Origin of the sequence: Aestuariirhabdus haliotis (assembly GCF_023509475.1) — a bacterium.
Classification (GTDB): domain Bacteria; phylum Pseudomonadota; class Gammaproteobacteria; order Pseudomonadales; family Aestuariirhabdaceae; genus Aestuariirhabdus; species Aestuariirhabdus haliotis.
In genome coordinates this window covers 125,775-151,921 of sequence record NZ_JAKSDZ010000005.1, presented here as the reverse complement: position 1 = coordinate 151,921, position 26,147 = coordinate 125,775, and the positions used below count along the sequence as shown (strand labels likewise).

Annotated in this window: 20 protein-coding genes; 10 read left to right on the top strand and 10 right to left on the bottom strand. The window is 54.2% G+C overall.

Annotated elements, in window-relative coordinates:
* Window positions 1-93: 93 nt before the first annotated feature.
* The 7 genes from MIB40_RS06430 to MIB40_RS06400 form a co-directional block, all read right to left on the bottom strand.
* Window positions 94-1,239, bottom strand: coding sequence for an iron-containing alcohol dehydrogenase (locus MIB40_RS06430; RefSeq protein WP_249692135.1), 1,146 nt, complete (start codon window positions 1,237-1,239; stop codon window positions 94-96).
* Window positions 1,239-2,633, bottom strand: a complete 1,395-nt coding sequence (locus MIB40_RS06425; RefSeq protein WP_249692134.1) for an aldehyde dehydrogenase family protein — start codon at window positions 2,631-2,633, stop codon at window positions 1,239-1,241. Before MIB40_RS06425 ends, MIB40_RS06430 begins: the two co-directional genes overlap by 1 nt.
* Before the next feature lie 16 nt (window positions 2,634-2,649).
* Window positions 2,650-4,020 carry a glutamine synthetase family protein gene (locus MIB40_RS06420; RefSeq protein ID WP_249692133.1) on the bottom strand — a complete coding sequence of 457 codons (1,371 nt, stop codon included), beginning with the start codon at window positions 4,018-4,020 and terminating at the stop codon, window positions 2,650-2,652.
* Window positions 4,021-4,149: 129 nt separating this feature from the next.
* A complete protein-coding gene (locus tag MIB40_RS06415) occupies window positions 4,150-5,241 on the bottom strand; it encodes a TRAP transporter substrate-binding protein (protein WP_249692132.1) in 1,092 nt (363 codons plus the stop codon).
* 158 nt (window positions 5,242-5,399) lie between these two features.
* A complete protein-coding gene (locus tag MIB40_RS06410; RefSeq protein WP_249692130.1) occupies window positions 5,400-6,722 on the bottom strand; it encodes a TRAP transporter large permease in 1,323 nt (440 codons plus the stop codon).
* Window positions 6,719-7,228, bottom strand: a complete 510-nt coding sequence (locus MIB40_RS06405; protein ID WP_249692128.1) for a TRAP transporter small permease subunit — start codon at window positions 7,226-7,228, stop codon at window positions 6,719-6,721. Before MIB40_RS06405 ends, MIB40_RS06410 begins: the two co-directional genes overlap by 4 nt.
* Window positions 7,229-7,236: 8 nt before the next feature.
* Window positions 7,237-8,028, bottom strand: a complete 792-nt coding sequence (locus MIB40_RS06400; RefSeq protein WP_249692125.1) for an N-formylglutamate amidohydrolase — start codon at window positions 8,026-8,028, stop codon at window positions 7,237-7,239.
* A gap of 187 nt (window positions 8,029-8,215) precedes the next feature.
* On the opposite strand from MIB40_RS06400, the gene MIB40_RS06395 reads away from it, so the two are divergent.
* The gene (locus MIB40_RS06395; protein WP_249692123.1) at window positions 8,216-9,100 is read left to right on the top strand and encodes a MurR/RpiR family transcriptional regulator; all 885 of its coding nucleotides are present in this window, start codon (window positions 8,216-8,218) and stop codon (window positions 9,098-9,100) included.
* Window positions 9,101-9,154: 54 nt separating this feature from the next.
* Here MIB40_RS06395 and MIB40_RS06390 read toward each other — a convergent pair whose 3' ends face one another.
* On the bottom strand, window positions 9,155-10,366 hold the full coding sequence (locus MIB40_RS06390; RefSeq protein WP_249692120.1) for a patatin-like phospholipase family protein: 1,212 nt from the start codon (window positions 10,364-10,366) through the stop codon (window positions 9,155-9,157).
* A gap of 323 nt (window positions 10,367-10,689) precedes the next feature.
* Here MIB40_RS06390 and MIB40_RS06385 point away from each other — a divergent pair, with 323 nt between their 5' ends.
* Window positions 10,690-13,167, top strand: a complete 2,478-nt coding sequence (locus MIB40_RS06385; protein ID WP_249692118.1) for an acyl-CoA dehydrogenase — start codon at window positions 10,690-10,692, stop codon at window positions 13,165-13,167.
* Window positions 13,168-13,304: 137 nt separating this feature from the next.
* Here the strand turns inward: MIB40_RS06385 and MIB40_RS06380 are convergent, their stop codons facing one another.
* Window positions 13,305-13,787 carry an outer membrane protein assembly factor BamE gene (locus MIB40_RS06380; RefSeq protein ID WP_249692116.1) on the bottom strand — a complete coding sequence of 161 codons (483 nt, stop codon included), beginning with the start codon at window positions 13,785-13,787 and terminating at the stop codon, window positions 13,305-13,307.
* Between the two features lie 131 nt (window positions 13,788-13,918).
* Between MIB40_RS06380 and fur the strand changes: the two genes are divergently transcribed.
* Window positions 13,919-14,320 carry a ferric iron uptake transcriptional regulator gene (gene fur / locus MIB40_RS06375; RefSeq protein WP_249692114.1) on the top strand — a complete coding sequence of 134 codons (402 nt, stop codon included), beginning with the start codon at window positions 13,919-13,921 and terminating at the stop codon, window positions 14,318-14,320.
* Between the two features lie 21 nt (window positions 14,321-14,341).
* Here the strand turns inward: fur and recN are convergent, their stop codons facing one another.
* A complete protein-coding gene (gene recN / locus MIB40_RS06370; RefSeq protein WP_249692105.1) occupies window positions 14,342-16,012 on the bottom strand; it encodes a DNA repair protein RecN in 1,671 nt (556 codons plus the stop codon).
* A gap of 201 nt (window positions 16,013-16,213) precedes the next feature.
* On the opposite strand from recN, the gene grpE reads away from it, so the two are divergent.
* The 7 genes from grpE (at window position 16,214) to greA (ending at window position 26,088) form a co-directional block, all read left to right on the top strand.
* Window positions 16,214-16,822 carry a nucleotide exchange factor GrpE gene (gene grpE, locus MIB40_RS06365; RefSeq protein WP_249692103.1) on the top strand — a complete coding sequence of 203 codons (609 nt, stop codon included), beginning with the start codon at window positions 16,214-16,216 and terminating at the stop codon, window positions 16,820-16,822.
* Window positions 16,823-16,982: 160 nt separating this feature from the next.
* The gene (gene dnaK, locus MIB40_RS06360; RefSeq protein ID WP_249692100.1) at window positions 16,983-18,902 is read left to right on the top strand and encodes a molecular chaperone DnaK; all 1,920 of its coding nucleotides are present in this window, start codon (window positions 16,983-16,985) and stop codon (window positions 18,900-18,902) included.
* Between the two features lie 126 nt (window positions 18,903-19,028).
* Complete coding sequence (gene dnaJ, locus MIB40_RS06355; RefSeq protein ID WP_249692098.1) at window positions 19,029-20,171, top strand: molecular chaperone DnaJ; 1,143 nt, start codon at window positions 19,029-19,031, stop codon at window positions 20,169-20,171.
* A gap of 16 nt (window positions 20,172-20,187) precedes the next feature.
* On the top strand, window positions 20,188-20,991 hold the full coding sequence (gene dapB, locus MIB40_RS06350) for a 4-hydroxy-tetrahydrodipicolinate reductase (protein WP_249692097.1): 804 nt from the start codon (window positions 20,188-20,190) through the stop codon (window positions 20,989-20,991).
* A 195-nt stretch (window positions 20,992-21,186) separates the two neighbouring features.
* A complete protein-coding gene (carA, locus tag MIB40_RS06345) occupies window positions 21,187-22,317 on the top strand; it encodes a glutamine-hydrolyzing carbamoyl-phosphate synthase small subunit (protein WP_249692095.1) in 1,131 nt (376 codons plus the stop codon).
* A gap of 68 nt (window positions 22,318-22,385) precedes the next feature.
* Entirely contained in the window at window positions 22,386-25,610 is a 3,225-nt protein-coding gene (gene carB / locus MIB40_RS06340) for a carbamoyl-phosphate synthase large subunit (protein WP_249692092.1), read from the top strand.
* Complete coding sequence (gene greA, locus MIB40_RS06335) at window positions 25,603-26,088, top strand: transcription elongation factor GreA (RefSeq protein ID WP_249692090.1); 486 nt, start codon at window positions 25,603-25,605, stop codon at window positions 26,086-26,088. The genes carB and greA overlap by 8 nt, the downstream gene beginning before the upstream one ends.
* Window positions 26,089-26,147 lie beyond the last annotated feature (59 nt).

Below are 26,147 nucleotides of genomic sequence, written 5' to 3'. Positions count from 1 at the left end.
CTTGTCCAGGTCTCGACATGAACGGCGAGCTTCGCCTTGATAAAAACCATTTTTAGGATCCGCAGAGATCTATCTGAATTAATCAGAGGTGCCCTAGATGATCTCCTCATAGAGTGCACGGGTAGCGTTGATATCCAGTGCTATGGGGTTACCGCCAGCACTTGGATCATCGACCGCCATCTGCGCTAACAGATCGATCTTTTCCCGATCGACGCCCAGCTCGGACAGCTTTTGGGGTACGTTGAGTTGCGCCGAAAAATCATCTATCCAACGGGTAAAACCGTCGAACCCACCCTCAATGCCCAGATACGCCGCCAGAGGTTCGATGCGAGACTCAATCGCTGAGCGATTAAAGCGCACCACGGCGGGTAACACGATCGCATTGGTCATTCCGTGGGCTGTGTTGTAAACCGCACCCACCGGATGCGATAGCGCGTGAACGGCGCCCAGGCCTTTCTGGAAGGCGGTAGCACCCATGGAGGCAGCACTCATCATATGGCTGCGGGCTTCGATGTCGGTACCGTCGGCAAAGGCACGAGGCAGGTATTCTTTCACCAGGCGCATGCCCTCGATGGCAATGCCTTGGGACATGGGGTGATAGAAAGGTGAACAGTAGGCTTCGAAGTTATGAATAAAGGCGTCGAGTCCTGTACCGGCGGTGATCACCGGTGGCATACCCACCGTCAGTTCCGGATCGCAGATAACGACAGAGGGCAGGATCTTGGGATGAAAGATAATCTTTTTAACATGAGTCTCCGAGTTGGTCAGCACCGAAGCGCGACCCACCTCTGAACCGGTTCCTGCGGTGGTGGGGACGGCAATAATCGGGGCGATGGCGTCAGCGTCGGCTCGGGTCCACCAGTCGTCAATATCTTCAAAATCCCACACGGGCCGAGTTTGCCCGGCCATAAACGCCAGCATTTTGGCCAGATCGATACCCGAACCGCCACCGAAGGCGATGACACCATCGTGGTTACCCCGGCGATAGACTTCCAGCCCTGCTTCCAGCGCCACGTCGTCCGGATTGGGCTGCACTTCGCAGAACATGGCCCGACCCAGCCCGGCCTGTTCCATCAAGTCGAGGGTCGAGGTGGTAATGGGCAGCGTCGCGAGTCCACTGTCGGTCACCAGTAATGGACGTTGCATGCCCAGTTGCTGGCAGGCATCGGCCAGCTCCTTAATGCGTCCGGCACCAAAGCGTATGGCGGTGGGGTAGCTCCAGTTGGCGGTTAGAGACATCAGGTCGTCCTCTTGAAGTGATAGGATTTCGGGCGAGTCAGGTTGTGGAAACCGATCGCTGACAATGCGCCACCGCGGCCGGTATTTTTGCAGCCGGTCCAGCACAGGGCCGGATCGAGATAGTCGGCACGATTCATAAAGACGGTCCCGGTTTCCAGCTGGGCAGCGATATCGGCAGCGCGACTGGAATCCTGGGTCCAGAGCGAGGCGGTTAAACCGAATTCGCAATCGTTCATCAAAGCGATTGCTTCTTCGTCGCTGTTGACCTTCATAATGCCAACCACGGGGCCAAAGCTTTCATCGCGCATAACGCGCATGCTGTGGTTCACGTCGGTCAATACCTGGGGGGCCAGATAGGCACCCCCATCATCTTCCGGGAATAGTGCAGGATCGATCATGGCGGTAGCGCCATCGGCAAGGGCCTCGTTGATCTGGGCACGCACCTCGGCGGCAAAGCGCTTGTTGGCCATCGGGCCCAGAGTGGTCTCCTCACTGAGCGGGTTGCCCAGCTTGTAACCGGACACCAGCTTTACGGCCTGTTCAACAAAGGCATCGTACTGGCTGGCGTGAACATAGATGCGTTCGATACCGCAGCAGCATTGGCCCGAGTTAAACATGGCGCCATCGATCAGGGTGTTTACGGCGGCCTCGACATCGGCATCTTCCATGACATAGCCGGGATCTTTACCTCCCAGCTCCAGACCCAGGCCGGTGAAGGTGCCCGCCGCAGCGCGTTCGATCGCCTGCCCACCACCGACCGAACCGGTGAAATTGACAAAGTCGAACTGGCGCTGGGCTATCAGTTGCTCCATGGTGCCGTGATCGGCAAACAGATTGATAAACAGGTCAGCGGGCAGCCCGGCGGCGACAAATGCCTCTACCATGCGCTCCCCTACCACCAGGGTTTGGGTGGAATGTTTGAGTACCACAGCATTGCCGGCAATCAGGGCGGGAGCTACCGTGTTGATCGCCGTCATATATGGATAATTCCAGGGCGCGATGACCAGTACCACACCATGGGGTTCGCGCAGGATTCGGCGTTCGAACAGGTCAGAGGCTTCTACGGTGATGGGTGCCAGGGCTTCGGTGGCAATATCGGCCATATAGCTGGCTCGCTCGTTAACGCCGCCAAACTCGCCACCATAACGAACCGGCCGCCCCATCATGCGTGCCAGTTCGGGCACGATGTCATCGTTCATAGTGCCGAGCTTTTCTACCCCGGCCCTGACTAGCGCAATTCGCTCACTCAGCGAACGTGATGACCATTCATGTTGAGCGTCTCGTGCGGCGGAAATTTTTTGCTGGGCATCGGTAAGCGAACTGATTTCGCGTTCGGCATGCACCGAACCATCAATGGGACTGATGCATTTCAACGTATTGGTGGATTGACTCATGGCTAATATCTCTTGGTCAGGATCGTTCAAAGCCGCGCTGGACTTCCCAGTCGGTCACTCGGCGGTCGTATTCGGATTGTTCCCAGCGTGCGGCGTGCACATAGTGCTCGATCACCTCTTCGCCAAAGGCATCACGCAGCATCCTGGATTCGTCGAGCGCCTGAGTGGCTTCGCGCAAGGTGGTTGGGATCTCTTCAACGTTGCTGTCGCTCTCGTAGGCGTCACCCACAAATTCGGGTTCCAGTTCAAGCTTGTTGTTGATGCCATCGATACCCGCAGCGATCTGGGCGGCGATTGCCAGATAGGGGTTCAGGTCGGCACCGCCCACTCGGCATTCGACCCGGACGGATTTACTGCCTTCGCCACAGACGCGATAGCCGGCCGTGCGGTTGTCCATGCTCCAGATGGTTTTGGTCGGGGCAAATGTGCCTTTGACGAAACGCTTGTAGGAGTTAATGTTGGGCGCCAGAAAATAGGTTACGTCACGGGCATGTTTCAATAAACCGGCCATGTAATTTTTCATCAATTCCGACATGCCGTGTTTGGCGTCGGGATCATAAAACAGCGGTTCGCCATCGAGTGACCAGAGTGACTGGTGAATATGAGAAGAGTTGCCCGCGGACTGGTCGTTCCATTTGGCCATAAAGCTGACCGCTTGCCCCTGTTGCCAGGCGATCTCTTTGCAAGCGTTTTTAATGATGCTGTGGTTGTCGGCCATGGTCACGGCTTCGGCGTAGAGGACGTTGATCTCTTCTTGCCCGGCGTCCGCTTCACCCTTGGAATTTTCGACGGTGATATTGGCACCTTGCAAGCCATTGCGAATGGCGCGCATGACATTCTCTTCCTTGGTAGTCTGGAAGATGTGATAGTCCTCGTTGTACTCGCTGACCAGGTTCAGGTTTTTATAACCCTTGCGGCTGGCTTCTTCAAAACTGTCTTTGAACAGGAAGAACTCCAGCTCGGTGCCCATAAAGCCCTTCATGCCCATTTTTTCCAGCCGGGCGATCTGCTTTTTCAATATGGCGCGGGGCGAGTGAGCTATCTCTTTATGGGTCAGGTGGTCGACCAGATCGCAGAGTACCAGTGCGGTGCCTTCCAGCCAGGGAATTCTCCGTAATGTGTTCATGTCGGGAACCATGGTGTAATCCCCATAGCCCGTTTGCCAGCTGGTGGATTTATAACCGGGGACGGTTTCCATTTCGATATCGGTGGCTTGCAGGTAATTACAGCTGTGAGTTTCCTGCCACGCCTGGTCGACAAAGAACTCGCCTTGAAAACGTTTACCCATAAGGCGGCCTTGCATATCGATCTGGCATACCAGAACAGTATCAATTTCACCGCTGGATACGGCTTCTCTCAGTTCATCCAGTGTTAATTTTCCAGCCATAGCGGACAGTCTCGTAAGTTGTTGGTGTTATGGTTGCCCTGCCGGGCGTTTATTATAAATGTGCTTGGCCTTCCCCGAGTTACTGCGTCGGGGCAGGCCAATAGTCGGCATTACTAGCAGTTAAGCTGACTATGAATAGCGGTAGGGTTTACCCGCTTTTGACATTACCTCGGAGTACTCCTTGAGTATCTTCACCACGCGCGCGTTGCGGTCGCTCTTGGCGGCAATCTCATCCCAGAATTTGTGCGCTTCCGCTTCTACGGTAGCCCACTCTTCATCCGGAATGGTGGTGAGTTTCATCTTGGTGCCCTGGGTACGCAGTTTGGCTTCGCCGCCCCAGTACCAGTACTGACGGTAGTAGTGCGAGCTGTCCATGGTCAGTTTAAACAGGGTTTGCAGATGCTCGGGCAGGGCATCCCAGCGTTCGGAGTTGGCGAAATAGGAACCCGCCCAGGCACCCGAGATATTGTTGGTCAGGAAGTAGTTGGTCACGTCGGCCCAACCTACGGTGTAATCCTCGGTTATACCTGACCAGGCAATACCATCAAGCTCACCGGTTTGCACCGCGACTTCGATATCTTCCCAGGGCAGAGTCACAGGAACCACACCGAAACGGGACAGGAATTTACCGGCGGTCGGGAAGGTGAAGACGCGTTTGCCTTTCAGGTCGGCAAGGCTATTGATGGGATCGACGGTGGCGAAATGGCAGGGATCCCAGGCACCGGCGCCGAGCCAGGTGACACCTTCGACTTCGTTGTAGGCTTCTTCCCAGATCTCTTTCAGTCCGTACTGATTAAACAGCACCGGAACGTCGAGGCTGTAACGGGTGCCAAAGGGGAAGTAACCGCCAAATACGGACACGTCAACAGGCGCCGCGATGGAGTCATCGTCACTTTGTACCGCATCGATGGTACCGCGTTGCATGGCGCGGAACAGTTCACCGGTGGGTACCAGCTGGTCGGCGTAGTACAGCTCGATCTCCATCTCACCATTGGCGACCTTATTAAAGGCATCAATCGATGGCTTGATGACGTGCTCGGCCAGAGCGGGTCCGGCGTAGGTCTGCAGACGCCATTTGATTTTCTTATTGCTGGCGGCATGGACTGCAGGTGCCCCCAGCACTGATGTTCCGACTACAGCGGCGGAGGCCGCACCGGCTTTCTTGAGAAAATCGCGGCGAGTATTGGTCTCGCTTATATCCTTATCTTTCTTATCGGTCATTGCTTTTCTCCTACTCATGGATCGTTGGTACAGGGATCATCAGATACAAATGGCTACTGTTGGTTAATACGACCACCTCCGTTGCGGTTCTGTTATTGCCAGCGGGTTATCTGGCTCGTTGATAAAGGGTTGTGCTGGCGTCAAAACGATAGCCATCCTTATTTGCCGTAATAGGTTTCTGGTAGCCACAGGGCGATCTGTGGGAATACCGTGATCAACACCAGAGCAAAGGTCATGATGATGACGAAAGGAATAATGGAACGATAAATATCCCCCAGCGACACCTCGGGTGGTGCCATGGCTCGCATCAGGAACAGGTTGTAGCCGAAGGGCGGCGTCATATAGGCAATCTGACAGGTGATGGTATAAAGAATGCCGTACCACACGAGGTCGAATCCCAGGGCGCCGACCAGCGGAATAAACAGCGGGGCCACAATTACCAGCATGGCGGTGTCATCCAGGAACATGCCCATGACAATATAGGACAGCTGCATCATGATCAGGATCTGCCAGGGCCCCAGACCGAGCTGATCGACGAAAAAGCCTTCGATGGTGCGCACGGCACCGAGTCCATCAAACACCGCACCAAAGCAGAGAGCGGCCAGGATGATCCACATAAACATGCAGCTGATGACCAGAGTTTTCTTCAGGGTTTCATCCAGCACCTTGCGAGTCAGGCGTTTCTTTATCAGTGCGGCCAGAGTGGCGGCCAGAGCACCGTAGGCCGCACTTTCTACCAGACTGGCGTAGCCAGACAGAAAGGCACCGGTCATGGAGAAGAAAATGAGCAGCGGTAAAATACCGGCCCGCAACAAAGAGAACTTTTCTGACCAGGGAACCTTACGCTCTTCCTGGGTCAGGGCCGGGCCCATTTCTGGTTGCAGGCGACAGCGCACCACAATATAGATGACAAACAGAGCCGCCATTAACAGGCCGGGCATGACCCCGGCCATCCAGAGTTTACTGACCGGCTGACGTGCGATCATACTGTAGAGCACCATCACCACGCTGGGGGGCACGAGTATGCCGAGTGAGCTACCCGCCTGGATCACCCCGGTGACCATAATCTTATCGTAGCCTCGTCGCAGCAGCTCGGGCATGGCAATGCTGGCGCCGATTGCCATGCCTGCGACACTGAGCCCGTTCATCGCCGAGACCACTACCATCAAACCAATGGTGCCGATGGCGAGGCCACCGTTAAGCGGACCCATCCAGACATGAAACATCTTGTAGAGATCTTCGGCGATGCCCGATTCTGACAGCATGTAACCCATATAAATAAATAACGGCAAGGTCAGCAGCGGGTACCATTTCATCAGTTTCATGGCTGCGCTGAAGCCCATCTCCGAGCCGCCATTACCCCACATCAGGAAGGCCGAGATCACGGCGACGAAACCGATCGCAGCAAACACCCGTTGACCGGTCATCAGCATGACCATCATCGAGGCGAACATCAGCAGCGCTATCATTTCGTAACTCATGCGATCGACTCTCCCTTGAGCTTGGCAATATCCTTGAACAGGCAGGAGATCGCTTGCAGTAACATCAGGAAGATGCCGATCACCATCAGAATTTTTATCGGGGCCATCGCGGGTGCCCAGGCGGAATAACTTTCTTCAGAATATTTCAAGGCGTACTGGGTGCTGAAAATCCCGCCGTACAGCAAGAAGCCCAGATAGGTAATCAGGAAGAGAATGGTGATGGAGTCGATCAGGGTTTTGGTCTTGTCGGTCCATTGGCTATAAAACAGATCCATGCGTACATGGCCATCCTCCTGCATGGAATAAGCGCCGCCGATCAGGTAGTAGGCCACCATCACAAACTGGGCCATCTCCAGGGTCCAGAGTGAGGGTATAAGAAAGGTTTTCATAAAGGAGGAATACAGCAGTATCCCCATCATGACGAAGATAAGATACATCGCACAGCGACCGATCACCCGGTTCACCTTGTCGACGTAATGAACGTACAGCCTGATCGCTTTCGGCATTCCCTGACTCACTCTGGACTGGATGTAGAGGGCGTGTTGTCGGGCGCCCTGGATGATGGGTGAAGCTGTTGGCGGACACGCTGCAGTTGCTCGATCAGGATGTCGGCGATCTGTTGTTGTCCCTGGCTATCGACCAGCAGGTCGTTACGAATCTCGATCATGACGTTGGCCAGGCCATTGGCGAGACCATGCTCTTTCAATGTGTGGGTGACACCATCGACAGGGCCGTAGGGTTCATTGCGACGAAAACGCAGTCCATTATGGGGAGCCTCGGGGTCCAGCATCAGGTCGGCAATTCGAGTATCACTGTCGTGCAGAATGCCGATCTCCACTTCACGCCCCACGCCTTTGTAAACCGGTACGAAAGAGTGAATGGTTACCAATAAGGGGCGGTGGTTGTCTGCGGTTGTGGCGCTTGCCAGTTTGGCTACAGCTTGTTGAAAAGGCCGATAGACCTGGTCGATTCTGGACTGTCGAGCCTTGGCGCTGAGGTTCAGGTTGCCGGGGATTGTATCTCGCTCACTCAGGCTGCAGATGGCGTCGGGAGATTCCGGAGGGCGGTTGCAGTCGTAGACGAGGCGGGAAATGCAGGCGCTGACCAGAGGTGAGTCAAGTGCCGAAGACAGGCGCTTGGCCACGTCCAGAGCGCCCGGGTCCCAGGCGATATGGCTGGCAATCTGTTTATCGTTTAGCCCCAGCCCATCGAGTTCGGCGGGAACCTGATTGCTGGCATGCTCGCACACTAGCAGAAAGCCGCCGGTGCCGTGCTCGTTGATGGTATCGACTGCTTTATGAACCAACAGCGACATATCCTTTTGCGCGTTGTGTTTCACTTTATTGTCTCAATATGTGAGGATTTAACAAGTATTTCAGAAATAAAATGAACAGGCAAATTTATTTCTGAAACAAATGCTACAAACTGGTGCGCACTGGATGTATGCTGGTGCCATGGTATGGTGCATGCCGCCGGACAAAGGGGAATCTATAGTGAGCAAGGCGTCTTTTACTGTTGCAGAACGGATCAGAAATCAGTTTGAAAATTTGACTCGCACTGAGCGACAGCTGGCTAATGCGATGTTGGAGAATTACCCGGTGTCCTGTCTGGGCAGTATTACGGCGGTGGCTGCTACCGCTGAGGTGTCGACCCCCACGGTGGTGCGGATGGTGAAAAAGCTGGGCTTTGGGGGGTTTCCGGATTTTCAGCTGTCGTTGCACACCGAGCTCGAAGAAACCATTAGTAATCCGATCACCAAATTTAACCGTTGGAGTGATAGCGCACCCGACGAACATATCCTGAACCGCTTTGCCGACGTCACCATGAATAACCTGCATCAATCGTTGAAGCAGGTCGATCCTGCCACCTTTGACGCGGTAACCGGCCTGTTATCGGATACCGATCATGCATTGCATGTGGTCGGCGGTCGGATCACCCATTCCCTGGCAGATTATTTCTTTACCCATATGCAGGTGATGCGCAAGCGAGTTACCCGGGTCACGTCGAACTCCGGAAACTGGCCACATTATCTACTGAATATGGAGCAGGGGGATCTTCTGATTGCCTTTGATATCAGGCGCTATGAGCACAATATCAATCACTTCGCCAAGATGGCCCAGGCTCGAGGCGTAAGGGTGGTGTTGTTTACCGATCAGTGGGGCTCGCCGGCGGCGCAATACGCCGAGCATGTGTTCAATCTGCGCATCGAGGCGCCCTCTGCCTGGGATTCCTCGGTGGTTATTCTGTTTTTTGTCGAAGCCCTTATCGCCTCGGTGCAAAGCAAAATCTGGGATGAAAGCAAGGAACGTATGGGGGAGCTGGAAGGGTTGTTTGATGAAACCCGGCTGTTCAAGAAATTCAATCAGGGCTCTTCTTGAGCTGTTTGCTGAGACTGGATTCAGCGGTGCCCAAACAAGCGTACCAAAGGTCTGTCAGGCCTTTTGTACGCTTGCGGGTTGGTTGAGGTCCTGGTCAAAAAAAGCTTCGATTGATTCCCGTTCCCACATTGCATCCTTGTAGCCCATGTCGATCAGGGCGCCGCAAAAATCTGGCGTGAACAACAGATAGCTGGCAGCAGTCGCGCCACCGCCTTTCTTGGTTGCCCCTACGGTGCGTAGAGCCCAACGAAGGCTGCTGGAGAGCGAACGGATTTTACGGCCCGCGATAATGTCGATCTCCTCGGAGGGGGATATGATCAGGCTGTCCACACCTCGCAAGGGCAGCCCCTCGGCGCGCCTGACCTCTTCCGGGATGTATTCGAGCAGCTTGTTGATACGTTCCAGGTGCTCAATGTCGCTTTCCATAGCATCGATAAAGGCGCTATTCAGCATCTGTCCCATAATTTGAGCCATGGAGGGTGTGTGCCGAACCGCTTTGCGCTTGCCCCAGTGTACGGGGTTGCGGTTGCCGCTGACACCAATGACCAGTACATGATCGGCCCCCAAATGCAGGGCTGGGCTGATCGGGGCCATCTGACGCAGGGCGCCGTCACCGAAGTATTCCCGGTTAATTCTTACCGCTGGAAAAATGGTGGGTATGGCGGAAGACGCTAACAGGTGTTGGTGGGTGAGCTCGCAGGGCGAGCCGACGCGCTGAAAGCGTTGCCAGGGCTGTAATTCTGGGTGGCCTTGGAAAAAGCTGACAGATTGGCCGGTACTGTAACCCATCGCGGTGACGCACAGCGCTTCCAGTGCACCGCTGCCAATCGCGTCATCCAGCTGGTCAAAGTCGATCACCTTTTTGAGCAACTCTTCCAGTGGCTGATTATCTAATAATGAGAGTGGCTTGCGTTCTGTGGCACCCTGATTAAAAAGCGACATGCCGAGTCGAAACAGGCTACCCAGTAGCGCGCCTGGGGTGGTTCGATACACCTGTTCCGGAGTCAGGTTGCGCCACAGGTTCTCGAGGTTGCCCACCGACTCCCTGAGGGTTCCGGGGTGGCTGGCCAGTGCCGCCGCGTTAATGGCTCCGGCCGAGGTGCCGCAGACTATGGCGAAGGGATTATGGGCGCTGGCGGGTAATATTTCGGTGATCGCCTTGAGTACGCCTACTTGATAAGCGGCTCGTGCGCCACCTCCGGAAAGTACCAGGGCGCGCTTGTCCTTGATGGGAGCAGGCGTTACCTGTTTCTTGTTAAACCTCATTGCCTGGGTAGGTTCCCTTTGCTGCGAATAGGGGGATTCTACCTGTTTTATCGGCAGAATGGGCAGGGAGCTCTGTGCAGGTTGATACAATTGAGCGTTGGTGCTCTTTATCTGGGGCGAAGGGCCGCCAATGTCAGTTGAAGCTGAACTTTTCAGGGTGCTATTTGGTCTGCATTATAAGTGCCGATGGCTCTACGGTTGAGATGTTGCAGGTCATGGCTAGTGAGGAGGCAAGCCCCTATACTGGTGTCAGTTGGTTCGCCTGAATCGGCAATACGGGCCGAGGGCTAGCGTCTATTTCAAAAAGGAAACAGAGAAGACTTATGAATCATTTATTGCTGATAATCCTTGTTGTCGCCGTCTTGATGCAGCTGCTCAAGCGGGAATCTGGAGCCCTGGTGATATCCCTTGGGTTGGTTGCGTTGGCAGTTGTTGGTCGCATGATGGGTTCACCCTTGCTGGCGTTTATTCTCTTTGTGTCGGCCGTTGCCGTTGTTCTCTGTGGTCTGCCGGCGATTCGTCAGCAATGGTTGAGTCCTCGTTTGCTGGCAATGTTCAAATCGGTTTCTCCCAAGGTTTCAGAAACCGAACAGGTTGCCCTGGAGGCCGGCACTGTTGGCTGGGATGGAGAGTTGTTCTCTGGCAAACCAGACTGGGATAATTTGCTCTCTAATCCCGATAACGGCTTGAGTGCCGAAGAGCGGGATTTTCTAAAGAAGCAATGCAGCGTTGCCGCGGGTATGTGTGATGGTTGGGAGGTTGCAGTCGAACGAGCGGATCTGCCTGGGAACCTGTGGAAATACCTGAAGAAAGAAAAGTTCTTCGGCATGATTATTCCCAAAGAGTATGGTGGCCTGGGCTTTTCCGCGAAAGCCCAGTCGGCTGTCCTGCAAAAGTTGTCATCCAACGAAACGCTGATGGTGGCCGTGGGTGTTCCTAACTCCTTGGGCCCGGGTGAGTTGTTGCTGAAATACGGAACTCAGGAGCAGAAGGACCATTATCTGCCTCGATTGGCCGACGGGCGTGACATTCCCTGTTTTGGTTTGACGGCGCCCCGTGCGGGTTCCGATGCGACCTCGATTCCGGATGTCGGCATAGTCTGCAAAGGTGAAGTCGATGGTAAGGAAGTGCTGGGCGTTAAGCTCACGTTTGAGAAGCGCTGGATCACCCTGGCGCCTATTGCCACCGTGGTTGGTTTGGCCTTTCGCATGTTTGATCCCGACGGATTACTGGGGGACAAAGAGGATATCGGTATAACCTGCGCCCTGGTGCCACGGGAGACCGAAGGTCTGGAGATTGGTCGTCGTCACTTTCCGATTGGTAGCCCCTTTATGAATGGACCTTTGCGGGGCAAGGATATGTTTATTCCCCTGGACTGGTTAATTGGTGGTCCGGAAATGGCCGGGCAAGGCTGGCGTATGCTGGTTGAATGTTTGTCGGTGGGTCGTTGTATCACCTTGCCTTCCGGCGCCAGTGGCAGTGGTCGCTACGTTACCGGGCTCACAGGCGGTTTCGCCCGAATCCGCCGCCAGTTCAATATGCCCATTGCCGATATGGAAGGGGTGCAGGCGCCGTTGGCGCGAATCGCTGCCATGGCTTACATTGCCCGAGCAACCGTTCGACATACTGCGAATATGATCGATGCGGGTGAAAAACCGGCGGTGCCTTCGGCGATTCTCAAGAGCCAGTTGACCGAGTTCCAGCGTCAAATGCTGATTGATGCCATGGATATTCATGGCGGCAAGACCGTTACGCTGGGGCCTCGTAATTACCTCGGGTTAGGGTACGCCGCGACCGCCGTGTCGATCACGGTCGAGGGCGCTAATATTATGACTCGAAGCCTGATGATCTTTGGCCAGGGGGCGATTCGTTGTCATCCCTATGTTTTGCCGGAACTGGAAGCTGCCGAGAAGAACGATCTGCAAGCTTTTGATAAAGCGATCTTTGGTCATATTGGTATGGTGGCGGGAAATGCTGCCCGTGCATTGAGTGCAGGTCTCAAACTGCCTATGGACGAAACGCCTTTACCTGGAGAAGCTCAGGTCTATGGCTGGGCGGTCAACCGTTACAGTGCGGCCTTTTCCCTGTTGGCCGATGTGGCAATGGCCAGCCTGGGGGCATCGCTTAAACAGCGTGAGCTGCTTTCGGCTCGACTCGGTGACATGCTGTCCAATTTGTACATGACAACCATGGTGCTCAAGCACTGGCATGAAACCCGGGCTGTACACAATGAAGAAGCCCTGTTCCAGTACAGTTGTGAATGGCTACTGTATCGGACCGAGCAAGCGATGATCGAATTGCTCGATAATCTGCCCAATCGCTGGGCGGCTCGTGCGGTTCGTGTACTGGTCATGCCCTTTGGTCGCAGCCGAAAGATGCCGGCAGATTCTCTGGTCAATACCATCGCTCGCTCGGTATCAACGGACTCCTCGCTGCGCTCTTTTATGCTTGAAGATACCTGGTTGGAGCAGGCGGAGGGGCAGGAAAATAATCCGTTGGCGCGTTATAACGCTTTGCTGGAAGGTAACAATAAAGCCACGGATATCTACCGCCTGGTTGAAAAAGCATATGCCAAGGGTGAGTTGCCCAATACGGCGCTGCATCCGGAGCAACGTTTCGACGCCGCAGCCCAGGCTGGCTTGATCAGTAAAGAGGACCTTGAATTTATGCAGCAGTACGAGGCAGAAGTGCTGGAGATGTTAACCGTAGATGACTTTGCGTTTAATGAGTTGGCACGAAACAAGAGCAAAGTAATCTGGCACAACGGTAAGCCCGATAAGCAGCCTGCCCCCATTCACTGATCCTTTCTGATAGAGCAAACCCCGAACAATCATCATTGTTCGGGGTTTGTTATTTTGGGGGATGGTTAAGGCCCGAGAGCAGATGATCTGATGCAGGGGCGAATGTCGATTCAACCAGCTGAAATCCGGTAGTAGCTCTACTGAGGGGCTCCAATGCCGGGCCGGCCCAGCTCGCGGGGCTGCTGGCTAGCAGCGTTGGGATCGACGCCCTCGGCTTTTTGCTCTTCCTGAATGTCTTGCAGGAGCTGTTCAGTACGTTCTTGCTGAACCGATTCGGTTCGGCTAACACCGGAATTGGGGCGGAAGTCACCGGACAGTTGGTAAAGTTCGCCGTCCCTGAAGATGATACTCAGGGTTTCCTTGGCGGGTTTGGCGCCACCTCGTTGAATGCTATAAAGGTAGTTCCAGTGGTTGGGGTCGAAGGTGCTGACCATCAAGGGGGTGCCCATAACAAAGCGAACCTGTCGTTCGGTCATGCCTGGGCGGAGTTGGTCGACCATCTCCTGAGTGATAACGTTGCCCTGGTGGACATCGATCTTGTGTACCCCTGGAAAACCGGAGCATCCTGCAGCGGTGGCTAGCGTGAGAACTAGCAAGCCTTTCTTGGTAAGGTTATACATCGTGGTAGCTGTTGTTCTTCGTGATGGTGAGGCATCCTGAGTGCAGATGCTTTCACATGATTGTCTGATAATGTGATAATACCCGATATTATTCGATCTGCTAAGAGTCAATCGACGGTAAAGGAGAGGTTGTGGAAGAGCAAGACATTAAAAATGCTGGCCTGAAGGTCACTGTGCCAAGGGTTAAGATTCTGCAGCTGCTCGAATCGGCACCAAACAGTCATATGAGTGCTGAGGATGTTTATAAGGCACTGATGGCTGGGGGCGAGGATGTTGGCCTGGCGACAGTGTATCGAGTGCTTACCCAGTTTGAAGAGAAGGGTTTATTGGTCCGTCATAATTTTAATGATGGCCGCTCCGTTTTCGAAATCGCTAAAGATGAACACCACGATCATATGGTGTGTATGGATACCGGCGAAATTGTCGAGTTTTATAGTGATGATATCGAACGTTTACAGGCGGAAATTGCCGAGAAGCACGGTTATGACCTGGTCGATCACAAGCTGGTGTTGTACGTAAAGAAACGATCTTGAGTCTTTGATCATGCCCTTACATCAGGCACCGGCCCGTTCCAGCATTTCCCTTGCGTGGGCTAGTGTCTGATCCGTCATCTCCATTCCCCCTAGCATACGCGCGACCTCTTCGATTCGGCTATTGCCTTCGAGTGACTCGATTCGAGTATGGGTGTGATTGCGTTTGCTCTGTTTTTGCACCTGAAGGTGGTGATGCCCCTGGGAGGCGACCTGGGGTTGGTGGGTTACACAGATAACCTGACCGCCGGCTTCACCCAGCTGTCTCAGTCGTAGCCCTACCACTTCGGCAATTCCGCCGCCAATACCGACATCCACCTCATCAAAAACCAGAGTGGGAATCGTGCTGGTTTGGGCATTGATGACCTGAATGGCCAGGCTGATGCGCGACAATTCACCGCCGGAAGCCACCTGGCGAAGCGGGCGGGCGGGTTGCCCGGGGTTGGCGCTTACCAGAAATTCTATTGCTTCCAGGCCATTGGCGTTGCCCTCTGTCAGAGGTTTCAGGTCAACGCTGAACTGCCCTTGGGGCATGCCGAGCTGACGAATCTGCTCGCTTACCGCTTTCGCCAGTCGAGGTGCGGCGCGTTCCCGCTCTCGATGCAGCTTCTTCGCTTGTGTCTGGTAATGCCGCTGTTGTGACTGGACCTCTTTTTCCAGTTGCTCTAGCTGTTCATCAGTGCATTGCAGTTGCCCCAATTCGTCGTTGAGCCGCTCGCTCAACCCGGGTAGGTCATTAGGGCTGATTCGGTGTTTGCGAGCAATGCTGTTAAAACTGTTCAAGCGTTCTTCCAGTTCGAACAAGCGCTCCGGGTCGGCTTCAAAATGGTCCAGGTAATGATTGAGGGTGCCGCTGGCTTCTTCAATTTGTATGCGGGCACTGGTCAGCAGATCGATACTCTCCTGCAGTTGCGCGTGGTTGTTGGCCAGTTCTTGCAGCAGGTGCAGGCTGTTATTGAGCTGTTGCAATGCGTTACCACTATCGGATTCAGCGCAGAGTTGCACTACCTGCTGGCAGCTTTGTACGCATTGGCCGGCATTGGCTTGTTGCCGGTATTCGCTTTCCAGCTCTTCGTATTCGCCTTCCTGAGGGTCCAGTGCATTGAGTTCACTGAGCTGATAGCTCAGTAATTGTGCTCGAGCGTTTTCCTCCTCGCTGGCACTGCTCAGGCGTTCTAGCTGTTGTTGCTGGCGCTGCCATTGTTGCCAGATCTGTCGAGTCTGGCTGGCCAGTTCCTGACAGTCGGCCCAGTTGTCGAGCAGGGATTGGTGGGTTTCTTTTTTTAGCAGTGACTGGTGTTCGTGTTGATTGTGGATATCGATCAGCATTTCGCCCAGCTCGCGCAAGTCGGATAGAGGCGAGGCGCTGCCGTTGATATAGCCGCGAGAGCGGCCTTCGCGCGTGATGACCCGGCGTAGAATACACTCCTGTTCCTGAACCAGGTCCCGCTCATCCAGCCATTTGCGAGCTTGCGGGCAATGGCTCAGGTCGAAGCTGGCCATGATTTCCGCCCGTTCATCCTGCTGGCCCACGCTGGCTGAGTCGGATCGGTCACCCAATGCTAATCCCAGTGCGTCTAGCATAATGGACTTGCCAGCACCGGTTTCACCGCTGACCACCGTCATGCCGGATTTCAAGTCCAGTTCCAGGTGGTCGACAATGGCGAAATTGCGAATGGATAGGTGGGTCAGCATGGGTAGCCTCCGAGATATAGGCGATTATGCTGTTCATATATACAGTATTTTGTCGGGGTGGTGCAACGGTTTTTCGTGGGCTGTTGTTAATTAAGCGATATAGCCCTTGAAACCTTGTGGAGTAACCCCATATAAGTGCACTGACTGAGAGTTGCGGAGGGCGTTATCTTCCGCGTAGACCGAGTAGCGAGAGAAGGCCGGATGAGCGAGCAAAAATCAAATCCTGAACAAAATGAAGAGATGCAGCCTGAGCAATCGGCGGCAGAAGAGATCGTGGCAGAAGAGGGGGCCTCTGTTGAGTCTTCCGATCAGCAGATAAATAGCCTTAAGGCTGAGCTTGAAGCGGCGCAGGAAGAAGTTGCCAAAGTTTCTGAGCAGGCATTGCGTGCTCAGGCTGATGCGCAGAACGTAAAACGACGAGCCGAGCAGGATGTAGAAAAAGCCCACAAGTTCGCCCTGGAAAAGTTCTCCGCTGATCTGTTGCCGGTTATCGATAGCCTTGAGCGAGCTGTGGACAGCGCCAACGCTGAAGATGAAGCGCAAAAAGCCATGGTTGAGGGTATGCAGATGACCCTCAAGATGTTTCAGGATGCGCTGGGCAAATACAATCTGGTTGCACTAGACCCTGTTGGCGAGCCTTTCGATCCCCAGTTCCATGAAGCGATGAGCATGCAGGAAAATGCCGATGTAGAGCCCGGCACCGTGATTGCGGCTTTTCAGAAGGGTTACACCCTCAATGGACGTTTGGTGCGTCCGGCCATGGTTGTGGTGTCCAAGGCATCGCAGTCAAAAGTTGACGAACAGGCTTGAAAATCTGGGGCGCGCACACATATAGAAAGACAGTAGCCGATTGAATGAAAGCAAGGCCGATCTGTTGATCAGCGACGCCCACAATCGCAGTAGCCCCTTAAAACCGAATTTTAGATAACGAAATGACGCCCCCAGCGGGGCGGGATTGGAGAGAAAAAAGATGGGAAAGATTATTGGAATTGACCTGGGTACCACCAACTCCTGTGTGGCAATCCTGGATGGCGATAAAGCCAAAGTATTGGAAAACGCTGAGGGCGATCGTACTACGCCTTCTATCATCGCGTTCACCGACGACGGTGAAACCCTGGTGGGTCAGCCTGCCAAACGTCAGGCGGTGACCAATCCTGATAACACGCTGTTCGCCATCAAGCGTCTTATCGGTCGTCGTTTTGAAGATGCTGAAGTACAGAAAGATATCTCCATGGTGCCTTACAAGATCATCAAGGCCGAAAACGGAGATGCCTGGGTTGAAGCCAAGGGTGACAAGAAAGCGCCACCGCAGGTTTCTGCCGAAGTCCTCAAGAAGATGAAGAAAACCGCCGAAGACTACCTTGGCGAAGCGGTTACTGAAGCCGTTATTACGGTGCCGGCTTACTTTAACGATTCCCAGCGTCAGGCGACCAAAGACGCCGGTAAGATCGCGGGTCTGGAAGTAAAACGTATCATCAACGAGCCAACGGCTGCGGCGCTGGCCTACGGCATGGACAAGAAGGCCGGGGACAAGACCGTTGCGGTTTATGACCTGGGTGGCGGTACTTTCGACATCTCCATCATCGAAATTGCCGATGTTGACGGTGAGCACCAGTTTGAAGTGTTGGCCACCAACGGTGACACCTTCCTGGGTGGTGAAGATTTCGATATGCGTGTTATCGACTATCTGGCCGAAGCTTTCAAGAAAGAGAGTGGTATCGACCTGAAAGGTGATCCGCTGGCCATGCAGCGTCTGAAAGAAGCTGGCGAGAAAGCCAAGATCGAATTGTCTTCCGCGCAGCAAACCGACGTTAACCTGCCCTACGTGACTGCCGATGCGACTGGCCCCAAGCACCTTAACGTCAAGCTGACCCGCGCCAAGCTGGAATCTTTGGTAGAGGACCTGGTGGAGAATTCGATCGCCCCATGCCGTACTGCGCTAAAAGATGCAGACCTCGATATCTCCGATATTGATGAGGTGATCCTGGTTGGTGGTCAGACCCGTATGCCGCTGGTGCAGTCCAAGGTAAAAGAGTTCTTTGGTCGCGATCCGCGTAAAGACGTTAACCCTGATGAGTCGGTTGCCATGGGTGCCGCTATCCAGGCTGGCGTACTGTCCGGTGACAAGACTGACGTGCTGTTGCTGGATGTTAGCCCCTTGACTCTGGGTATCGAGACCATGGGTGGTGTTATGACGCCGCTGATCGAAAAGAACACCACAATTCCTACCAAGAAATCTCAGGTGTTCTCGACCGCCGATGATAATCAGCCTGCGGTAACCATTCATGTTTGCCAGGGTGAGCGTAAGCAAGCCACGCAGAACAAATCTTTGGGTCGCTTCGATCTGAGTGATATTCCTCCGGCGCCTCGCGGCATGCCGCAAATCGAGGTCAGCTTCGACATCGACGCCAACGGTATCCTTAATGTCTCTGCCAAAGATAAAGGCACTGGCAAAGAGCAGTCTATCGTGATCAAGGCATCCAGCGGTTTGTCCGATGACGAGATTGATAAGATGGTAGCGGACGCCGAAGCTAACGCTGAGGAAGATCGCAAGTTTGAAGAGATGGTTGGTGTGCGTAATACGGCTGATGGTCTCATTCACGCAACCCGCAAAACCATTGAGGAAGCCGGCGACAAGGCAACTGAAGAGGAAAAGACAGCGATCGAAGCCGCGATCAAAGACCTCGAAGAAGCCCTCAAGGGTGATGACAAGGCGGACATTGAAGCCAAGACTACCGCTCTGACTGAGGCTTCCTCATCTTTGGCTCAGAAGCTTTATGCCGAGCAGGCAGCCGAAGCCGGTGAAGGCGAAGCCCAGCCTGAAGCGGAAGCTGCTGCCGATGATGCGGTTGACGCTGAGTTTGAAGAAGTAAAAGACGACAAGAAATAAGTTCGTCTTGCCCGCCTTGCGGGTTTGTGTTAATGCAGCGCGGGAGGCACTCTCCCGCGTTGTTGTATGAAGAGATTGTGAATTATCAACGGTTGCCATACGGGCAATGTTGTCAGGAAAACGGATATGTCGAAACGAGATTACTATGAGGTGCTTGGGGTCTCCCGCGAAGTGTCGGAGAAAGACCTGAAGAAAGCCTATCGCAGCAAGGCGATGAAGTATCACCCGGATCGAAATCCCGATGATCATAGCGCGGAAGAGAAGTTCAAGGAGGTCAATGAGGCCTACGAAGTGCTCTCGGATGAAGCCAAGCGTGAAGCCTATGACCGTTACGGTCATGCCGGGGTTGATCCCAGTCAGGGTGGTGGCGGTTTCGGTGGTGGCGCCGGAGCGGGCAACTTTAGTGATATCTTTGGCGATGTATTTGGTGACATCTTTGGTGGTGGCGGTGGAGGTCAGCGCAGCTCGGTGCAGCGTGGGTCGGATCTGCGTTACCCGCTGGAGTTATCGCTGGAAGAGGCGGTAAAAGGCGTTACCCAGAAAATTCGTATTCCGACTCAGGTGGAATGTACGACCTGTACCGGTACTGGCGCTGCTAAGGGTTCCAAGGCGGAAACCTGTACCACCTGTGGTGGTGTTGGTCAGGTGCGTATGCAGCAGGGCTTTTTCTCTGTACAGCAAACCTGCCCGAACTGTCACGGCAGTGGCAAGCAGATCAAGGATCCGTGTCGTAGTTGTCATGGTGAGGGTCGTGTGCAGGAATACAAAACCCTCTCCGTTAAGGTTCCGCCTGGTGTGGATACCGGAGATCGCATTCGTCTGGCTGGTGAAGGTGAGGCGGGTGTTAATGGTGGGCCTTCCGGTGACCTTTATGTGCAGGTGTCGGTCAAGGAGCACTCGATTTTCCATCGTGATGGTAAGCATCTGTATTGCGAGGTGCCGATTACTTTTGTCGACGCAGCGCTGGGTGGCGAGTTGGAAGTGCCGACCCTCGATGGTCGCGTCAAATTAAAGGTGCCAGCTGAAACTCAGACCGGTAAGCTCTTCCGCCTGCGTGGCAAGGGTGTGACTCCGGTACGAGGTGGCAGTCAGGGCGACCTGATGTGCCGAGTGATTGTCGAGACACCGGTGAGCATGACCAAGGAACAGAAAGAACTGCTGGAAGCTTTGCAGCGCTCCTTCGAGGAAGAGGGCACGGGTAAGCAGTCTCCCCGTAAAACCTCCTGGTTTGAGGGTGTGAAAAGCTTTTTTGAAGAGATGAAGTCCTGATTGGGAATTGATGACGATGGTACGTGTAGCAATAGTCGGTGCAGCAGGTCGTATGGGTCGTGTCCTGATTGAGGCACTGCAAGCCAGTAAAGAGGCGAAGCTGAAAGCCGCCATTGATCGGCCTGACAGTAGCTTGATTGGCTCCGATGTTGGTGAACTGGCGGGTATTGGCAAGATCGGGGTTGAGCTTAGCGGTTCTCTGGCGGATAAACTTGATGCCTTTGATGTCGTGATTGATTTCACGCGCCCGGATTTTACCCTGGCGAACGTCGAACTCTGTCGCCAGCATGGTAAGGCGATTGTGATTGGTACGACGGGGCTCAGTGGCGAGCAGAAGCATCAGCTGAAGCGTGCAGCGGAGGACATTCCGATACTGTTTGCGCCGAATATGAGTGTCGGCGTTAACCTGTGTCTGCAGCTGTTGGCGATGGCGGCCAAATCTCTGGGTGATGATTACGATGTTGAGATTATAGAGGCGCATCACCGTCATAAGGTGGATGCTCCTTCCGGTACGGCCTTGCGTATGGGGGAGGTTGTAGCCGAAGCGCTCGATCGTGATCTGGCAGAATGTGCGGTTTACGGTCGAGAAGGCGTGACCGGCGAGCGGGATCCTAAAACCATCGGTTTCGAAACCATTCGTGCGGGAGATGTGGTCGGCGATCATACCGTATTATTTGCCACCGAAGGTGAGCGGATCGAGATCACTCACAAAGCCTCCAGTCGTATGACCTTTGCCAAAGGTGCCCTGCGCGGGGCTGTCTGGCTGCAGCATAAAGGTACGGGTTTGTACGATATGCAGGATGTGCTGGCGTTGGATTGAAGCGAGTAGTAATTGTTCATGGACAGGCGGAGCATAATTCCGTAAAATCCCGCCAATTTTGTGTCCGAAAATGGGCGAGCGCTTTGCGACAAGTAAACATATAAAAACGAGATGTGGCATTTGGTGCTCATCTCGTTTTTTTTTGAAAGTTTGGTTTTTGACTAGCGGTATCTTGGATTACAGGGGGAGGAATCTTTGACCCAATCAGCCATTTTGGTTCTCGAAGACGGGAGCGTGTTTAAAGGGGTTTCTATCGGCGCCGCCGGAGAAACTAGCGGAGAAGTTGTTTTTAATACGGCGATGACGGGTTATCAGGAGATTCTTACCGATCCCTCCTATGCGCGTCAGATGGTCACCTTGACCTATCCGCATATTGGCAACACGGGCACGACGCCGGAAGATGAGGAGTCGACTCAAGTTTGGGCGGCAGGCCTTATCATCCGTGATTTGCCTTTGTTGGCCAGCAACTGGAGAAATCAGCAATCGCTGGATGACTACCTGAAAGAGCGTAATGTGGTAGCGATCGCAGATATCGATACTCGTCGTCTGACCCGTATTCTGCGGGAAAAAGGCGCTCAGAACGGTTGTATTGTGGCCGGTGACAGCGTCGATGAAGCGCGTGCGCTGGAGCTGGCCAAGGCATTTCCCGGGTTGAAGGGGATGGATCTGGCCAAAGAGGTCACTACTGACCAGCAGTACCAATGGACCAACGGTGTCTGGGAACTGGAAACCGACTCTCACCCCGAGGTTAGCGAATTGCCCTACCATGTGGTGGCTTACGATTTCGGTGTCAAGCGCAATATCCTGCGCATGTTAGCAGCCCGTGGTTGTCGTTTGACCGTCGTGCCGGCTCAGACTCCTGCAGCTGAGGTGTTGGCCATGAACCCCGATGGTATCTTCCTCTCCAACGGCCCCGGTGACCCTGAGCCTTGTGATTACGCCATAGCGGCGATCAAAGAAATTCTGGAGACCGATATACCGGTGTTTGGTATCTGTCTGGGTCATCAGTTGATGGCTTTGGCCAGCGGCGCGAGTACCGAGAAGATGAAATTTGGCCACCACGGGGCCAACCATCCGGTTCAGGATCTGGCGTCGAAGGTGGTTATGATCACCAGCCAGAACCATGGCTTTGCGGTCAGTGAAAGCTCCTTGCCCGATTGTCTGAAGGCGACCCATAAATCCCTGTTCGACGGTTCCTTGCAGGGTATTGCCCGTACTGACAAACCGGCCTTCAGCTTTCAGGGGCACCCGGAAGCGAGTCCCGGCCCCCATGACGTAGCGCCACTGTTTGACCGCTTTATCGAACTGATTCGAGAGCGTCGTTAAACCGCATCCTACTTTTGCCCGAGGGCCGCTCAGGCGGCCATGAGACCAGCAGCCAGAAGATTTACATCATGCCAAAGCGTACAGACATACAAAGTATCCTGATCCTCGGTGCAGGCCCGATTGTTATCGGCCAAGCCTGCGAGTTCGATTACTCCGGCGCACAGGCCTGTAAGGCACTGCGTGAAGAGGGTTACCGGGTTATCCTGGTCAACTCTAATCCGGCCACCATTATGACCGACCCGGCCATGGCCGATGCCACCTATATCGAGCCCATTCGTTGGCAGACCGTTGAGCGCATTATCGAGAAAGAGCGTCCCGACGTCCTGCTACCCACCATGGGTGGGCAGACGGCGCTCAACTGTGCCCTCGATCTTGAGCACCATGGGGTGCTGGAAAAGTACGGCGTAGAGATGGTCGGAGCCAATGCCGATACCATCGATAAGGCGGAAGATCGCTCTCGCTTCGATGTCGCGATGAAAGCTATCGGGCTCGAGACGCCCAAGGCTGGCATCGCCCATAATATGGACGAAGCCCATGCCGTGCAGGCCGAGGTTGGTTTTCCCTGCATTATTCGCCCCTCCTTTACCATGGGTGGCACCGGTGGTGGTATCGCCTATAACCGGGAAGAGTTTGTTGAGATCTGTGAGCGCGGACTGGATCTGTCTCCGACCAATGAGTTGTTGATCGATGAATCCCTGATCGGTTGGAAAGAGTATGAGATGGAGGTGGTGCGCGATCGTAACGATAATTGCATCATTGTCTGCTCCATCGAGAACTTCGATGCAATGGGAGTGCACACCGGTGATTCCATTACCGTTGCCCCGGCCCAGACCCTGACCGACAAGGAATACCAGATCATGCGTAACGCCTCTTTGGCGGTATTGCGTGAGATCGGCGTCGAGACCGGGGGCTCCAACGTCCAGTTCGGTCTTAATCCTAAAGATGGCCGTATGGTGGTGATCGAGATGAACCCTCGAGTGTCGCGTTCGTCAGCGTTGGCGTCCAAGGCGACCGGTTTCCCGATTGCCAAAATTGCCGCCAAATTGGCGATTGGATATACCCTGGATGAACTCAGTAACGACATCACTGGTGGTGTGACCCCGGCTTCTTTTGAGCCGGCGATCGATTATGTGGTCACCAAGGTGCCGCGCTTTGCCTTCGAAAAGTTTCCCAAGGCGAACGATCGACTGACTACTCAGATGAAATCCGTCGGTGAGGTGATGGCGATCGGTCGTAATTTCCAGGAATCCCTGCAGAAAGCCCTGCGCGGTCTGGAAGTTGGAGTTCATGGTCTCGATCCGTTCGTTGATCTGAAGGAAGACAACGCCCAGGCCAAGCTGGTGCGTGAACTGAGTACTCCGGGTGCTGATCGCATCTGGTACATCGCCGATGCCTTCCGTGCCGGCATGACAATGGAAGAGGTTTTTGCTCAGACTCATGTTGACCCCTGGTTCCTGGTACAGCTGGAAGACCTGATTGCGGATGAGAAAAAAGCCTCCTCGATGGGGCTCCACGATTGTGACCAGGAGCTAACCTATCGCCTCAAGCGGAAAGGTTTCTCCGATGCTCGTCTGGCTGAGTTGCTGGGTGTGACCGAGAAGAGTTTCCGTGAGCATCGTCAGAAATTGGGTGTGCATCCGGTGTATAAGCGGGTTGATACCTGTGCTGCGGAGTTTGCCTCTGCTACGGCTTATATGTACTCCTCCTACGATGAAGAGTGCGAATCGGCGCCGTCGTCTCGTGACAAAATTATGGTGCTCGGTGGCGGCCCGAACCGTATTGGTCAGGGTATTGAATTCGATTATTGCTGTGTTCACGCGGCGTTGGCGATGCGAGAAGATGGTTATGAAACCATCATGGTGAACTGCAACCCGGAAACGGTCTCGACCGATTATGACACCTCTGACCGCCTCTACTTCGAGCCGGTGACACTGGAAGATGTGCTGGCAATCGTTGATATTGAGAAGCCCAAGGGAGTGATTGTTCAGTATGGCGGCCAGACACCGCTGAAGCTGGCGCGGGACCTGGAGGCTGCGGGTGTGCCAATCATCGGTACCAGTCCGGAGGCGATCGACCGCGCCGAAGATCGTGAGCGGTTCCAGCAGATGATTCAGCGTTTACAATTACTCCAGCCAGAAAACTCAACGGTCCGCAGTACCGAAGAAGCGATTGCCCGCGCAGCCGATATTGGCTACCCGCTGGTGGTGCGTCCTTCATATGTGCTGGGCGGTCGGGCGATGGAGATTGTTGGTAATGTCGATGAGCTCAAGCGCTATATGAGTGAAGCGGTACAGGTGTCGAATGACAGTCCGGTATTGCTCGATTATTTCCTCAATCGCGCGGTAGAAGTCGATGTTGATGCGGTGTGCGATGGTGAGCAGGTGGTGATTGGCGCCATCATGCAGCACATCGAGCAAGCCGGCATTCACTCCGGTGATTCGGCTTGTTCTCTGCCACCCTACAGCATCAGTGATGAGCATCAGGAGCGCATTCGTGATCAGGTGACGCGCATGGCGCTGGAGCTTGAGGTGGTGGGCTTGATGAACGTGCAGTTGGCGATTCAGGACGACCAGATCTACGTGATTGAGGTGAACCCTCGTGCGTCACGTACCGTGCCTTTTGTGTCCAAGTGCATCGGCGATTCGCTGGCCAAGATTGCTGCTCGTGTGATGGCGGGTAAGAGCCTGGCTGAGCTGGGCTTCACTGAAGAGGTGGTGCCTGAGTACTTTAGTGTTAAGGAAGCGGTATTCCCCTTTAACAAGTTCCCTGGTGTTGACCCGATTCTTGGTCCCGAAATGAAGTCCACCGGCGAAGTGATGGGTGTAGGCAAGAGCTTTGCCGAAGCGTTTGCGAAGGCTCACATGGCGGCTGGAGAGCATTTGCCGGAAAGCGGTAAGGTGGTCATCAGCGTCCGTGATGAAGACAAATACCGCGTGGTCGGTGTGGCGCGTAAGCTGGTTGAACAAGGCTTTGAACTTTATGCCACCGGCGGGACCTGTGCGGCTATTGCTGAGGCGGGAATCCCTGTTGAGCGCGTTAATAAGGTGATCGAGGCTCGTCCGGATCTGGTCGATATGATCAAAAATGACGAGACGGCGTTGGTAATCAATACCACCGAGGGTCGCCAGGCGATTGTAGATTCCTATACAATTCGTCGTTCATCGCTCCAGCATAAGGTTCCTTATACGACCACGATCGCTGGAGCCGAAGCGATTGCCGAGGCAATTGAATTTGGGCCCGAGCGTCAGGTTCGGCGCCTTCAGGATCTACATAAGGGTGTTCTGGATGACTAAGATTCCAATGACCGTGGAGGGCGAAAAAGCCCTCCGCGAGGAACTCAATCAGCTTAAAACGGTTGATCGCCCGCGCATCATTGCGGCGATTGCCGAGGCGCGAGAGCACGGTGATCTCAAGGAAAACGCGGAATACCATGCTGCTCGCGAGCAGCAGGGCTTTGCCGAGGGACGTATCAGTGAAATTGAAGGCAAGCTGTCCAATGCCCAGGTAATTGACATTACGGCAATTGCTCATACGGGTAAGGTGATCTTTGGTGTTACGGTAACCATTGTTAATATCGATACCGACGAGGAGGTCACCTATCGCATTGTGGGCGATGACGAAGCCGATATTAAAGCCGGTAAATTGTCAGTGAACTCACCGATTGCTCGAGCCCTGATTGGTAAGGAAGAGGGTGAAGAGGTGGTGGTGAAAACTCCGGGTGGTGATGTCGAGTATGAGATTGATCAGGTTCAGCATCTTGGAGGTGCCTAGCAGGCAGCTTCGGTAGCCCATTAAAAAGCCGGCAATAGCCGGCTTTTTTGCTACTGCAA